Origin of the sequence: Burkholderia metallica (genome assembly GCF_902832845.1) — a bacterium.
Taxonomy (GTDB): domain Bacteria; phylum Pseudomonadota; class Gammaproteobacteria; order Burkholderiales; family Burkholderiaceae; genus Burkholderia; species Burkholderia metallica.
Map to the genome: position 1 here is coordinate 242,492 of NZ_CADFDB010000009.1, position 13,177 is coordinate 255,668.

At 66.9% G+C, this 13,177-nt stretch carries 12 protein-coding genes; 3 read left to right on the forward strand and 9 right to left on the reverse strand.

Features of this window, described 5'->3' with window-relative positions; genetic code table 11:
• Positions 1 to 50 precede the first annotated feature (50 nt).
• The 8 genes from HWX08_RS24415 to gloB all read right to left on the reverse strand — a co-directional run bounded on the left by HWX08_RS24415 (position 51) and on the right by gloB (position 10,536).
• Positions 51 to 509, reverse strand: coding sequence for a DUF4149 domain-containing protein (locus HWX08_RS24415; RefSeq protein ID WP_069256299.1), 459 nt, complete (start codon positions 507 to 509; stop codon positions 51 to 53).
• Between the two features lie 14 nt (positions 510 to 523).
• Complete coding sequence (gene greA / locus HWX08_RS24420) at positions 524 to 1,000, reverse strand: transcription elongation factor GreA (RefSeq protein ID WP_057927897.1); 477 nt, start codon at positions 998 to 1,000, stop codon at positions 524 to 526.
• A gap of 118 nt (positions 1,001 to 1,118) precedes the next feature.
• Entirely contained in the window at positions 1,119 to 4,373 is a 3,255-nt protein-coding gene (carB, locus tag HWX08_RS24425; protein WP_174921331.1) for a carbamoyl-phosphate synthase large subunit, read from the reverse strand.
• Positions 4,374 to 4,422: 49 nt separating this feature from the next.
• Positions 4,423 to 5,082, reverse strand: a complete 660-nt coding sequence (gene leuE / locus HWX08_RS24430) for a leucine efflux protein LeuE (RefSeq protein ID WP_069256297.1) — start codon at positions 5,080 to 5,082, stop codon at positions 4,423 to 4,425.
• Between the two features lie 36 nt (positions 5,083 to 5,118).
• The gene (gene carA / locus HWX08_RS24435) at positions 5,119 to 6,264 is read right to left on the reverse strand and encodes a glutamine-hydrolyzing carbamoyl-phosphate synthase small subunit (RefSeq protein ID WP_069256296.1); all 1,146 of its coding nucleotides are present in this window, start codon (positions 6,262 to 6,264) and stop codon (positions 5,119 to 5,121) included.
• Between the two features lie 365 nt (positions 6,265 to 6,629).
• Positions 6,630 to 7,847, reverse strand: a complete 1,218-nt coding sequence (locus tag HWX08_RS24440) for an MFS transporter (protein ID WP_174921332.1) — start codon at positions 7,845 to 7,847, stop codon at positions 6,630 to 6,632.
• A 156-nt stretch (positions 7,848 to 8,003) separates the two neighbouring features.
• Positions 8,004 to 9,578, reverse strand: a complete 1,575-nt coding sequence (locus tag HWX08_RS24445) for a transglycosylase SLT domain-containing protein (protein WP_069256294.1) — start codon at positions 9,576 to 9,578, stop codon at positions 8,004 to 8,006.
• 151 nt (positions 9,579 to 9,729) lie between these two features.
• Positions 9,730 to 10,536 (reverse strand): hydroxyacylglutathione hydrolase, encoded by an 807-nt coding sequence (gene gloB, locus HWX08_RS24450; RefSeq protein ID WP_174921333.1) that lies wholly within the window; start codon positions 10,534 to 10,536, stop codon positions 9,730 to 9,732.
• 18 nt (positions 10,537 to 10,554) lie between these two features.
• Between gloB and HWX08_RS24455 the strand changes: the two genes are divergently transcribed.
• From HWX08_RS24455 to dnaQ, 3 genes are read left to right on the forward strand one after another with little or no spacing between them, the layout of a single operon-like run.
• Positions 10,555 to 11,367 (forward strand): class I SAM-dependent methyltransferase, encoded by an 813-nt coding sequence (locus HWX08_RS24455; protein WP_069256292.1) that lies wholly within the window; start codon positions 10,555 to 10,557, stop codon positions 11,365 to 11,367.
• A complete protein-coding gene (rnhA, locus tag HWX08_RS24460; protein WP_069256291.1) occupies positions 11,364 to 11,807 on the forward strand; it encodes a ribonuclease HI in 444 nt (147 codons plus the stop codon). The genes HWX08_RS24455 and rnhA overlap by 4 nt, the downstream gene beginning before the upstream one ends.
• A gap of 38 nt (positions 11,808 to 11,845) precedes the next feature.
• Positions 11,846 to 12,580: a DNA polymerase III subunit epsilon gene (gene dnaQ / locus HWX08_RS24465; protein WP_174921334.1), complete on the forward strand. Its 735-nt coding sequence runs from the start codon at positions 11,846 to 11,848 to the stop codon at positions 12,578 to 12,580.
• A 16-nt stretch (positions 12,581 to 12,596) separates the two neighbouring features.
• Here the strand turns inward: dnaQ and HWX08_RS24470 are convergent, their stop codons facing one another.
• Positions 12,597 to 12,929 carry a YnfA family protein gene (locus tag HWX08_RS24470; RefSeq protein WP_069256289.1) on the reverse strand — a complete coding sequence of 111 codons (333 nt, stop codon included), beginning with the start codon at positions 12,927 to 12,929 and terminating at the stop codon, positions 12,597 to 12,599.
• Positions 12,930 to 13,177: the final 248 nt, after the last annotated feature.

The window sequence follows — 13,177 nt, forward strand, 5'->3', positions numbered from 1 at the left end:
CGTGCCGCCGCCCTGCCCGCGGGCCCGGCCTCGGCCGGCCCCCGCGGCGCTCACGCGTCGCGCGCGGGCAAACGCCAGATCAGCATCAGCCCCAGCACGCTCTCGACCAGATAGAACACGCTCGAGACGCCGTGCAGCATCCCGAAGCGGCTCGCATACGGCGAGTTCGCGATATCGGTGCCCGCGTCCATCGCGGCCACCCGCAGTGCGTTCATGAACGGCTGCAGCGCAAAATACCCGACCAGCACGCAGACCACCATCGCGGCAACGATCCAGCGCACGCGCCGGTATTCGCTGCTGCCGCGCCGCACCTGCTGGTTCGACAACGCGAGCAGCAGCACGCCGCACACGACACCGAGGATCGCCTCGATCCGGAACAACTGGGCGGCGACCGTCCCGGCCGTCATCCGCTCCAGCGTCTTGAACAGCACGGGCGCGACCGCATACCCGATCGTCAGCAGGCTGCCGACCCATACGGCCGACAGCAGACGGAACACGCGATGCGGCATCACGTCGCCCCGCTTCAGATGTAGCTGACCGAGATGATTTCGTACTCGCGCACGCCGCTCGGCGCCTGCACGGCCGCGACGTCGCCTTCGGACTTGCCGATCAGTGCGCGCGCGATCGGCGAGCTGACCGAGATCAGGCCGTGATCGATGTCGGCTTCGTCGTCTCCGACGATCTGGTACTTGACGGTGTCGCCCGACTCGAGATCCTCGAGTTCGACGGTCGACGCGAAAACCACGCGGCCTTCCGCGTCGAGCACGGTGGGATCGATGACCTGCGCGGCCGACAGCTTCGATTCGAGTTCCGCGATACGACCCTCGATGAAGCCCTGCTTTTCCTTCGCCGCATCGTATTCGGCGTTTTCGGACAGGTCGCCCTGTGCGCGTGCCTCCGCGATCGCGTTGATCACGGCCGGCCGCTCGACGGACTTGAGGCGCTGCAATTCATCGCGCAGAAGTTCTGCGCCACGCTTTGTCAACGGAATGGTGCTCATAAACGGCTCAATCGCTAAAAACGGCTATAAAAAAAATCACCGCGATTAAGCGCGCTTCCGATGCACTGGAAACACCGCCTAATCGCGGCACGTGTTGCTTCGACAGGTAACTGACTGCTTAGTTTAGGCGAGCGTGAAGACCTTGTAAATCATAGACTTCCAGATCCTTCAGGTAGCGCAAGCCTTCGACGGCCGCGCGCGCGCCCGACATCGTCGTGTAGTACGTGACCTTGTGCGCCTGCGCGCTCATGCGGATCGAACGCGAATCGGCGATCGCCTGGCGCGTCTCGTCGACCGTCGTGAACACGAGGGCGATCTCGCCGTTCTTGATCATGTCGACGATGTGCGGACGGCCGTCCTTCACCTTGTTCACGACCTTCACCGGCACGCCGGCCGCTTCGATCGCGGCAGCCGTCCCCTTCGTCGCGACGATCGGGTAGCCGAGGTCGTGCAGCATGCGCGCGACTTCGACGGCCTTCGGCTTGTCCGCGTCCATCACGGTCAGCAGCACCGTGCCCGACTCCGGCAGGCGCGAACCGGCCGCGAGCTGCGACTTGAACAGCGCTTCGCCGAACGTCCGGCCGACACCCATCACTTCGCCGGTCGAACGCATTTCAGGCCCGAGGACCGGATCGACGGCCGGGAACTTGACGAACGGGAACACCGCTTCCTTCACGCTGAAGTACGGCGGCTCGACTTCCTTCGTCACGCCCTGCTGCGCGAGCTTCTGGCCGACCATCGCGCGCGCCGCGATCTTCGCGAGCGGCAGGCTGGTCGCCTTCGACACGTACGGCACCGTGCGCGACGCGCGCGGGTTCACTTCCAGCACGTAGATGATGTCCTGCTTCGAACCGTCCGCCTGCGGCACCTGCTGGATCGCGAACTGCACGTTCATCAGGCCGACCACGTTCAGCGCCTTCGCCATCGCGCCCGTCTGGCGCTTCAGCTCGGCCACGGTTTCCTTCGACAGCGAATACGGCGGCAGCGAGCATGCCGAGTCGCCCGAGTGGACGCCCGCCTGCTCGATGTGCTCCATCACGCCGCCGATGAACACGGCCTCGCCGTCGCAGATGCAGTCGACGTCGCATTCGATCGCATCGTTCAGGAAGCGGTCGAGCAGCACCGGCGAATCGTTCGACACCTTCACGGCCTCGCGCATGTAGCGCTCGAGGTCGCGCGGCTCGTGGACGATTTCCATTGCGCGGCCGCCCAGCACGTACGACGGGCGCACGACGAGCGGGTAGCCGATTTCGTCCGCGAGCGCGAGCGCTTCGTCTTCGGCGCGGGCGGTGCGGTTCGGCGGCTGGCGCAGGCCGAGGTCCTGCAGCAGCTTCTGGAAGCGTTCGCGGTCTTCGGCCGCGTCGATCATGTCCGGCGACGTGCCGACGATCGGCACACCATGCGCCTCGAGGTCGAGCGCGAGCTTCAGCGGCGTCTGGCCGCCGTACTGGACGATCACGCCGACCGGCTTTTCCTTGTCGACGATCTCGAGCACGTCTTCGAGCGTCAGCGGCTCGAAGTACAGGCGGTCGGACGTGTCGTAGTCGGTCGACACCGTTTCCGGGTTGCAGTTGACCATGATCGTTTCGTAACCGTCCTCGCGCATCGCGAGCGCCGCGTGCACGCAGCAGTAGTCGAACTCGATACCCTGGCCGATCCGGTTCGGGCCGCCGCCCAGCACCATGATCTTCTTGTTGGTGGTCGGCTGCGCCTCGCACTCTTCCTCGTAGGTCGAGTACATGTAGGCGGTCTTGGTCGCGAACTCGGCCGCGCACGTGTCGACGCGCTTGTAGACCGGGCGCACGTTCAGTTCGACGCGACGCTTGCGCACGTCTTCCGGCGTCGCGCCGAGCAGCTTCGCGAGGCGGCGGTCGGAGAAGCCGCTCTGCTTCAGGTAGCGCAGCTCGTCGAACGTCAGCGACGCGAGCGTGCGGCCCGCGAGCGCCTTTTCCTTCAGGATGATCTGCTCGATCTGCTCGAGGAACCACGGATCGATCGCGGTTTCCGCGTAGATTTCCTGGGCCGTCATGCCGATGCGGAATGCATCGCCGACGTACCAGATGCGGTCCGGGCCCGGCTCGTGGATCTCGATCGCGATCTCGTCGCGGTTGGTCGACTTCTCGTCGAGACCGTCGACACCGACTTCGAGGCCGCGCAGCGCCTTCTGGAACGATTCCTGGAACGTGCGGCCGATCGCCATCACTTCGCCGACCGACTTCATCTGCGTGGTCAGGCGCGAATCGGCTTCGCGGAACTTCTCGAACGCGAAGCGCGGGATCTTCGTGACGACGTAGTCGATCGTCGGCTCGAACGACGCCGGGGTCTGGCCGCCGGTGATTTCGTTCTTCAGCTCGTCGAGCGTGTAGCCGACCGCCAGCTTCGCCGCGACCTTCGCGATCGGGAAGCCCGTTGCCTTCGATGCGAGCGCCGACGAACGCGACACGCGCGGGTTCATCTCGATGACGACCATGCGGCCGTCCTTCGGGTTGATCGAGAACTGCACGTTCGAGCCGCCCGTGTCGACGCCGATCTCGCGCAGCACCGCGAGCGATGCGTTGCGCAGGATCTGGTATTCCTTGTCGGTGAGCGTCTGCGCCGGCGCGACCGTGATCGAGTCGCCGGTGTGCACGCCCATCGGGTCGAGGTTTTCGATCGAGCAGACGATGATGCAGTTGTCGGCGCGGTCGCGCACGACTTCCATCTCGTATTCCTTCCAGCCGAGCAGCGACTCTTCGATCAGCAGCTCGCGCGTGGGCGACAGATCCAGGCCGCGCTTGCAGATCTCTTCGAATTCTTCGCGGTTGTACGCGATGCCGCCGCCCGAGCCGCCGAGCGTGAACGACGGACGGATCACGACCGGATAGCCGCTGCCGCCGGTGAGCGCCATGATTTCGGCGTGCACCTGGGTCGCCTCTTCCATCGAGTGCGCGATGCCCGACTTCGCGGAACCGAGACCGATCTTGGTCATCGCTTCCTTGAACTTCTGGCGGTCTTCCGCCTTGTCGATCGCTTCCGGCGACGCGCCGATCAGCTCGACGCCGAACTTCTCGAGCACGCCGTGGTGGTGCAGGTCGAGCGCGCAGTTCAGCGCGGTCTGGCCGCCCATCGTCGGCAGGATCGCGTCCGGGCGCTCCTTCTCGATGATGCGTGCGACGACTTCCCACGTGATCGGCTCGATGTAGGTCACGTCGGCCGTGTTCGGGTCGGTCATGATCGTCGCCGGGTTGCTGTTGACGAGAACGACCTTGTAGCCCTCCTCACGCAGCGCCTTGCAAGCCTGCGCGCCCGAATAGTCGAACTCGCACGCCTGGCCGATGATGATCGGGCCGGCGCCGATGATGAGGATGCTCTTGATGTCTGTGCGTTTTGGCATGGCTTGTGAATTCAGTAAGTAATCGTTGTCGTGGGTCGGCCGGCTGCGCTCAGCTCATCGTGGCGAGCGCGAGCTTCACCGAGAAACCGATGAACAGGCCGCCCACGCTGCTCGCCGCGCCCGCCGCGAGCTTGCGGCGGCGGCGGAAGTGCTCGGCGAGCCGCGCACCCGCGAAGATCAGCGTGCTCAGGTACAGGAAGCTCGCGCACTGCGCGATCGCCCCGAGCACGACGAACGACAGCGCGGGATGCGGGAATGCCGGGTCGACGAACTGGATGAAGAACGAGATGAAGAACAGGATCGCCTTCGGATTCAGCAGGCTCACGATCAGCGCTTTCCGGAACGGCCGCTCGCCGTCGACGGCCGGCGGCGCATCGACCGGCGCATCGCCGCGCGCGCGCAGCTTGCTCCACGCGCTGCGCAGCATCCCGGTGCCGATGTACAGCAGATACGCGGCGCCGCCGTACTTGACGACGGAGAACAGCAGCGGGTTCGCCTTCAGCAGCGACGCGACGCCGGCGGCGGACAGCACCATCAGCACCGTATCGCCGACGAACACGCCGCACGCCGCGCGATAACCGGCCTTCACGCCGCGCTGCGCGGCGAGCGACAGCACGTACATCGAGTTCGGCCCCGGCAGCAGGATGATGAAGATCACGCCGAACACGTAGGTCCAGATATCCGTGATGCCGAGTGCGTGGCCGAACATGATGTGAATCTCCCGTCCTTCGGTTGCGTCAGTGACTCAGGCGTTGCGCTGCTTCGCCGCGTCCATCAGCGCGGTGAAACGGTCGAACAGGTAGCCGATGTCGTGCGGGCCGGGCGACGCTTCCGGGTGGCCCTGGAAGCAGAACGCCGGCTTGTCGGTCAGCTCGAAGCCCTGCAGCGTGCCGTCGAACAGCGACACGTGCGTCACGCGCGCGTTGGCCGGCAGCGAATCGGCATCGACCGCGAAGCCGTGGTTCTGCGACGTGATCACGACACGGCCGTCGCCGAGATCCTTCACCGGGTGGTTCGCGCCGTGGTGGCCGGTCTTCATCTTCAGCGTCTTCGCGCCGACCGCGAGGCCCATGATCTGGTGGCCAAGGCAGATGCCGAAGGTCGGCACGCCGCGCTCGATGAACTGCTTCGTGGCCGCGATCGCGTAGTCGCACGGTTCCGGATCGCCGGGGCCGTTCGACAGGAAGATGCCGTCCGGATTCAGCGCGAGCGCATCTTCCGCGCTCGCCTGGGCCGGCAGCACCGTCACGTGGCAGCCGCGCTCCGCGAGCATGCGCAGGATGTTGTACTTGACGCCGAAATCGTACGCGACGACGCGGTACTTCGGCGCTTCCTGCATGCCGTAGCCGCCTTCGAGGCGCCATTCGGTCTGCTTCCACTCGAACGGCTTCGTGGTCGACACGACCTTCGCGAGATCCATGCCCGCGAGGCCCGGGAACGAGCGCGCGAGCTCGATCGCCTTCGCTGCGTCGTCCGAGCCCGTCAAGATGCAGCCGTTCTGCGCGCCCTTGTCGCGCAGGATGCGGGTCAGCTTGCGGGTGTCGATGCCGGCGATCGCGACGACGCCTTCGTCGCGCAGGTAGTCGCCGAGCGTGCGGTCCATGCGGAAGTTCGATGCGAGCGTGGGCAGATCGCGGATGATCAGGCCGGCGGCATGGACTTTCGTGGCTTCGACGTCTTCGGCGTTGACGCCGACGTTGCCGATATGCGGGTAGGTGAGCGTGACGATCTGGCGCGAGTAGCTCGGATCAGTCAGGATTTCCTGATAGCCGGTGATCGCGGTATTGAACACGACTTCGCCGATCGTGTGGCCTTCGGCCCCGATCGAATAACCACGAAAGACCGTGCCGTCGGCGAGTGCAAGCAAGGCGGGAGTAAAAGACGGCAACACGGGAGGCTCCTTGGGGAACACCCTGCTGCCGACCTGTTTACCCTGCCGCGCGAGCGCCGCGCTGCGTGGGCGCGCGTGGTCGCTTGCTGGACGCGGCCTGCGTTGTCGAGACGCGAAACCGGCGCGTGGCGCACGAGGCTTCGCGGCATCGCCCGGCAGGCGGCGTGCGGCGGATGAACGGGATGAATGAGGTAGGCGCTAGGGTGCGAGGTTGATCAGCACAAACTTTCAAATTATAGCCTGAAAATGGCCCTATCTTCAATGGATATGGCCGCCCGATCGTGTGCGCGCCGCGCCCGGCGACGCGGCACGCGCTGCTACGGCCCCGTTTCCGCGGCCGCCCTACCCGCCAGCGTACCGCCGGATCAGTCTGTCTGGCCAGCACCGCGCGCCGGCCAGACGTACCAGACCGCACTCGCGAGCTGCAGCGCGAGCAGCACGCCCCATGCGGTGAAGTGCGCGACGGCCGGATAGCGGCCGTCGACCGCCGGCCAGTGCGACAGCACCGCGCCGACCCCGATCTGGAACGCGAAGATCAGCAGGAAGATCACGAGCGTGAGCGTCGTGTTCGCGCGGCCGATCAGGTGCGCGGGGAAATGCCCGGCCATCACCGCGTAGGTCAGGATGCCGACGCCGCCGAACATGCCGTATGCAGCCCACAGCACGGCCGGCGGCAACGGCACGCGCGCGACGATCGCGGCCTGCGTCGCGACGAACAGCGCCATGCCGACGCCGCAGAACGCGTACACGGACACGCCGCGCCGCTCGAGCACGCGCGCGGCGGCGCCGAAGCCGACGCAGCCGGCCATCATCGCGAAGCCGAGCACCGACACGAGGCGTGCGGCATGCGCCGCGTCGAACCCCGCGACGTCGCGCAGGTACGGCCCGACCCACAGCGACTGCATCGCGTAGAACACGCCCTGCGTGACGACGGAAAACGACGAGATCTTCCAGAACGCGCGGCTGCTCAGGATGTGCCACGTGCCCTTGAACTGGCTGACGAGCCCGCCCTGATGGCGCACCTGCGGCGCTTCCGGCGCGCCGAGGCCGATCGACGCCGCGACGGCCACCGTCAGCAGCGCGAGGCCGAAACAGATCGCGCGCCAGTTCGTCCAGCCGAGCAGCCAGGTCAGCGGCGAGCCGACCATCACGCCGCCCAGGCCGCCCACGGCCATCACGAGGCCGTTGACGAGCGGCAGCCGGCCGACCGGGAAATGCTGCGCGAGCGCCTTGAACGCCGCGCCGAGACACACCGATACGCCGACGCCGATCAGCAGCCGGCCGACCATCATCGTGCCGAGGCTGTGCGCGGCGCCGAACACGGCCGCGCCGGCGGCCGCGAACAGCAGCATGCCGGCCGTCACGCGGCGCGGGCCGAAGTGGTCGAGCATCACGCCGGCCGGGATCTGCGCGCCCGCGAAGCCGAGGAAATAGAGACTGGTGAGCAGGCCGAGATCGGCGGCCGACAACCCGAGCTCGTGCGTGACGAACGGCGCGAAGCCCAGATTGACGCCGCGAAACACATACGACACGAAATACCCGACCGAAAACAGCGCGAGCACCCTCAGCTGCACCGACGACATCGCTCCCCCTCGTTATTTGAAGACATGCGAAGCGGCGCCCCCGCGCCGCGCGCAAACAAAAACGCCGTCACCTCGGTGACGGCGTTCGTCGCATTTCGTCGGATGATAGCGCAATCGCGCGAACCGGTCCGGCCGCACGATGCGTTCGCGACCGTATTACTTCTTCTTGCCCTTGTGCGCGGCGGCCTTGGCCGGTGCCGCTTTCGCGGGCGCCGCCTTCGCCGATTTGGCCGCCGGTTTCGCCGCGCCGCGCTTCGCGCCGTGCGACTTGCCGCCCACCGTCAGGCTCGCGCGCTCGATGCGCGCGCCGCCGGCCGACGTCGCGATCCGCTCCGGGCCGGGCTCCGCCGGCACCGAACGGCCGACCGGCACGTGCAGCACGAGCGCCTGGCCCGGCATCGCGAGATCGCGGTGCGTGCGGTTCCACGCCTTGAGCTGGCCGACCGACACGCCGTAGCGGCCGGCGATCGCCGCCATCGACTGCTTGCGGCGCACGCGGATCAGCATCTTGCGCGTGTCGGGGACGTCGGGTTCCATCGCGAGCGCGCCGTTTTCGGCGACGTCGGCGCTGATGTCCTCGTCGTCGTCATCGCCGCGCGGCACGACGATCGTCGAGCCCGGCTTCAGGCGCATGCCGGCCGGAATCTTGTTGATCGACATCAGCGTATCGGCGTCCACGCCGATCTTCTCGGCGATCGCGGCCGGCCGTGCGCGCTCGCTGACCGTATAGGTGGTCCACGACGACAGCTGGCCGTTGTACGCCTTCAGGTTCTTCTCGAACGCCGACGCGTTGTCGAACGGCAGCAGGATCTGCGGCTCGGTCGCGCCGAGGATCACCGGCTTCGAGAACGACGGGTTCAGCGAGCGGAATTCGTCGAGCGACAGGTTCGCGAGCTTCGCGGCGACCGCCACGTCGATGTCGCGCGACGTCGTGACCGTCACGAAATACGGGTGGTTCGGGATGTCCGGCAGCGTCAGCCCATACTGCTGCGGGCTCGCGATGATGTTCTTCACCGCCTGCAGCTTCGGCACGTAGTTGCGCGTCTCGTTCGGCATCCGCAGGCTCTGGTAGTCGGTCGGCAGGCCGGCCGCCTGGTTGCGCGCGATCGCGCGCTGCACGTTGCCCTCGCCCCAGTTGTACGCGGCGAGCGCCAGGTACCAGTCGCCGAACATGTCATGCAGGCGCGACAGGTAGTCGAGCGCGGCGCTCGTCGACGCGAGCACGTCGCGGCGCTCGTCCTGCCACATGTTGCGCTTCAGGTTGTACGTGCGGCCCGTGCCGGGCATGAACTGCCACATGCCGGCCGCCTTCGCGACCGACAGCGCCTGCGGGTTGTACGCGGACTCGATGAACGGCAGCAGCGCGAGCTCGGTCGGCATGTGACGCGCCTCGAGCTCCTCGACGATGTGGTACAGGTACTTCTGCGAGCGCTCGGTCATGCGCTGCACGTAATCGGGCCGCTGCGTGTACCAGGTCGTCTGCATGTCGACGAGGTCGCTCTGCAGGTCGGGCATCTGGAAACCGCGGCGGATGCGCCCCCAGAGATCGGAGTCGGCACTGGTCAGGTCGCCGACGGATTGCTTGTCGACGTCGACAGTTTCTTTGGCGGTGGCTGATTTACGGAGGTAGTTGGACGTCGCCTGCGAATCGGCGGCGTTGTTGGCGACAGGCGGCTGGCTCGCACAAGCGGCGAGCAACAGCACCACCATCGCACTCAATATAAGTCGCATGAAAATCTCGGCTTCCGACGGCTGGAAATTGCAGGCGATACTACGGAAGTGCGTGCTTCACGTCAATAAAAACACCGAAAACTCAGCGAAATCCTACATTTGGAGCAATTTTTACAGACACCGCTTGAGCTTTGGAGTCCTCCGGAAATCATCATCGGAACCGGTTTTTCCACTCGCGCATCAGCGTGAACGCCGTCAGACGATCCGGCACCGTTTCGTGCAGCTCGGCCTCGAGCGTCGCGCGGATCGCGTCGCTGTCGGCCCGCATGAACGGGTTAACGGCACGCTCATGCGCAATCGTAGTGGGCAGCGTCGGCACGCCGCGCGCGCGCAGCGCCTGCGCGTCGTCGCGCCACGCGGCGAGCGCCGCATTGCCGGGGTCGCAGGCCAGCGCGAAGCGGATGTTGGACAGCGTGTATTCGTGTGCGCAATGCACGCGCGTGTCGCCCGGCAGCGCCGCGAGCGCGTCGAGCGACGCGAGCATCTGCGCGGGCGTGCCTTCGAACAGGCGGCCGCAGCCGCACGAGAACAGCGTATCGCCGCAGAACACGTGCGGCACCGCGTTGCGCTGGCCGGCCGCCTGGAAATAGGCGATGTGGCCGCGGGTGTGACCGGGCACGTCGAGCACGTCGAAGGCGACGTCGGGCGCGTCGAGCGTCACGCGCGCACCGCCGGCCAGCGGCTGCGTGACCACGCCGATCGCCTCGGCCGCGGGGCCGTAAACGGCGAGCGGCGCCTCGTCCGGTTGGGTATCGCGCAGTGCCGCGACACCGCCGACGTGGTCGGCGTGATGGTGCGTGAGTAAAATAGCGGTCAACCGCCAGCCGCGTTCCGCAAGAACCCGGCGCACCGGCGCGGCTTCACCCGGATCGACGGCGATCGCATCGCGGCCGTCCGAGACGAGCCAGATATAGTTGTCATCGAATGCCGGAACCGGCACGTATTCCAGCTCGTTCATAGGCGCGCAATCATCGTTATGTCTGACCGTCAAATTATAGACTGGCCCGCCTGGACCGACTCGCCGCCCGGCCGCTACGTGCTGGGCTGGGAACAGGCGCAGCTCGACCGGATCGTGTCCGACGTCTTCGGGTTCCACGCGCTGCAGCTCGGCCTGCCGCAGCTCGACGCGCTGCGCGAGAACCGCATGCCGTATCGCGGCCTCGTGCTCGATCCGGCGAGCGGCGCGAGCGCGCCGTACCAGTATCCGTGGGCGCGCGACGCGCATGCGCCCGAGCACGCGCCGGACGGCCGCAGCACGACCTGGTGCGACCTGCTCGACCTGCCGTTCGAGTCGCAGAGCGTCGACCTGATCGTGATGCCGCACACGCTCGAATTCACGTCCGATCCGCACCGCCTGCTGCGCGAGGCCGAGCGCGTGCTGATGCCGGAAGGCCAGCTCGTGATCACCGGCTTCAATTCGCTCAGCCTGTGGGGCATGCGGCAATCGTTCGGGCGCATGGCGAACCGCCCGTTCGTGCCGGCCACGCGCGACCAGATCGCGTTCATCCGGCTGAAGGACTGGATCAAGCTGCTCGGCTTCGACCTCGAACGCGGCCGTTTCGGCTGCTACCGCCCGCCGCTCGCCACCGACCAGTGGCTGGCCCGCTACGGCTTCATGGAAGCCGCCGGCGACCGCTGGTGGCCGATCTTCGGCGCCGTCTACATGGTGACGGCCGTCAAGCGCGTGCGCGGCATGCGCCTCGTCGGCCAGATCCGGATGAAGAAGCCCGTGCTCGCTCCGGGCCTGACGCCGGCGGCCTCCCCGACCACCCATCAAGAACATTCATGACAATCGACACCATCGACATCTATACCGACGGCGCCTGCAAGGGCAACCCCGGCCCCGGCGGCTGGGGCGCACTGATGCGCTACGGCGACAAGGAGAAGGAACTGTTCGGCGGCGAGCCGAACACCACCAACAACCGCATGGAGCTGATGGGCGTGATCGCCGCGCTCGAAGCGCTGAAGCGGCCGTGCCAGGTCGTCGTGCATACCGACTCGCAATACGTGCAGAAAGGCATCAGCGAGTGGATCCACGGCTGGAAGAAGAAAGGCTGGGTCACCGCCGCGAAGACGCCGGTGAAGAACGCCGACCTGTGGAAGCGGCTCGACGCGCTCGTCGCGCAGCACGAGGTCGAGTGGCGCTGGGTCAAGGGCCACGCCGGCCATCCGGAAAACGAGCGCGCGGACGCGCTCGCGAATCGCGGCGTCGAATCGCTCACGGCCTGAACGCGGGCCGCTCCCCTGTTTCCTACGTATTTCCCGACATGCGCCAGATCATTCTCGATACCGAAACCACCGGCCTGAACGCCCGCACGGGCGACCGCCTCATCGAAATCGGCTGCGTCGAGCTGCTGAACCGGCGGCTCACCGGCAACAACCTGCACTTCTACGTTAACCCCGAGCGCGACAGCGATCCGGGCGCGCTGGCAGTGCACGGCCTCACGACCGAATTCCTCAGCGACAAGCCGAAATTCGCGGAAGTCGCCAACCAGATCCTCGACTTCGTGAAGGGCGCCGAGCTGATCATCCACAACGCGCCGTTCGACCTGGGCTTTCTCGACGCCGAATTCGCGCGGCTCGGCATGCCGCCGTTCACCGAACATTGCGGCGGCGTGATCGACACGCTGGTGCAGGCCAAGCAGATGTTCCCCGGCAAGCGCAACTCGCTCGACGCGCTGTGCGACCGCTTCGGCATCAGCAACGCGCACCGCACGCTGCACGGCGCACTGCTCGACTCGGAGCTGCTCGCCGAGGTGTATCTGGCGATGACGCGCGGCCAGGACAGCCTCGTGATCGACATGCTCGACGACGCGGGCGCCGACGGCGGCGCGGGGAACGGCCAGCGCGTGTCGCTCACGGCGCTCGACCTGATCGTGCTGGCCCCGAGCGACGACGAACTCGCCGCGCACCAGGCGCAGCTCGACGAGCTCGACAAGTCGGTCAAGGGCACCTGCGTGTGGCGCCAGTCGGCCGAGCAGGACGCCGCCGAAGCGGCCTGATGCGCCGCGGCCGCGCCTACCCGCGCGGCTGCAGCGCGATGACCGCCATTCCGCCGAGCGCGAGCACCGCGCCGGCCACATCCCAGCGGGTCAGCGCGACGCCGTCGACCACCCGCAGCCACACCAGCGCCACCGCGATGTACACGCCGCCGTACGCGGCATAGGTGCGCCCCGCCGCGCTCGGGTGCAGCGTCAGCAGCCACGCGAACAGCGCGAGCGACAGCGCGGCCGGTACCAGCAGCCACACCGGCCGGCCCTCCTTCAGCACGAGCCACGGCAGGTAACAGCCGACGATTTCGGCCAGCGCGGTAGCGGCGAACAGCGCCGCGATCCTGATCAGTTCGGTCATCCGGTTCCTCGTCGATTCGCCCCGGTCGCCGGGGGCCGCACGGCCCCGCCGCGCGCGGCCGATCATACCCGAGCCGGCTGCGCCGGACGCCCCGCCAGACGGGCGACTCCCGGCAATTTGCACGATCGTCAGTCATCGTGCTATCATGTTGCCTGTTTCAACATTCAATCTCTGTCTATTCGATTTCGACGAAAGTCCGTCCGCGCGTTGCGGGCCGGCCGTTCCACCGAAATCGCACCCACAGGAAA

What these genes read in the sequence shown, in the direction of transcription:
- rnhA (WP_069256291.1), top strand. Translation starts at nt 11,364, where the DNA reads ATGACAATCGACACCATCGACATCTATACCGACGGCGCCTGCAAGGGC.
- HWX08_RS24415 (WP_069256299.1), bottom strand. Translation starts at nt 509, where the DNA reads ATGCCGCATCGCGTGTTCCGTCTGCTGTCGGCCGTATGGGTCGGCAGC.
- dnaQ (WP_174921334.1), top strand. Translation starts at nt 11,846, where the DNA reads ATGCGCCAGATCATTCTCGATACCGAAACCACCGGCCTGAACGCCCGC.
- leuE (WP_069256297.1), bottom strand. Translation starts at nt 5,082, where the DNA reads ATGTTCGGCCACGCACTCGGCATCACGGATATCTGGACCTACGTGTTC.
- gloB (WP_174921333.1), bottom strand. Translation starts at nt 10,536, where the DNA reads ATGAACGAGCTGGAATACGTGCCGGTTCCGGCATTCGATGACAACTAT.
- greA (WP_057927897.1), bottom strand. Translation starts at nt 1,000, where the DNA reads ATGAGCACCATTCCGTTGACAAAGCGTGGCGCAGAACTTCTGCGCGAT.
- carB (WP_174921331.1), bottom strand. Translation starts at nt 4,373, where the DNA reads ATGCCAAAACGCACAGACATCAAGAGCATCCTCATCATCGGCGCCGGC.
- HWX08_RS24445 (WP_069256294.1), bottom strand. Translation starts at nt 9,578, where the DNA reads ATGCGACTTATATTGAGTGCGATGGTGGTGCTGTTGCTCGCCGCTTGT.
- HWX08_RS24440 (WP_174921332.1), bottom strand. Translation starts at nt 7,847, where the DNA reads ATGTCGTCGGTGCAGCTGAGGGTGCTCGCGCTGTTTTCGGTCGGGTAT.
- HWX08_RS24455 (WP_069256292.1), top strand. Translation starts at nt 10,555, where the DNA reads ATGTCTGACCGTCAAATTATAGACTGGCCCGCCTGGACCGACTCGCCG.
- HWX08_RS24470 (WP_069256289.1), bottom strand. Translation starts at nt 12,929, where the DNA reads ATGACCGAACTGATCAGGATCGCGGCGCTGTTCGCCGCTACCGCGCTG.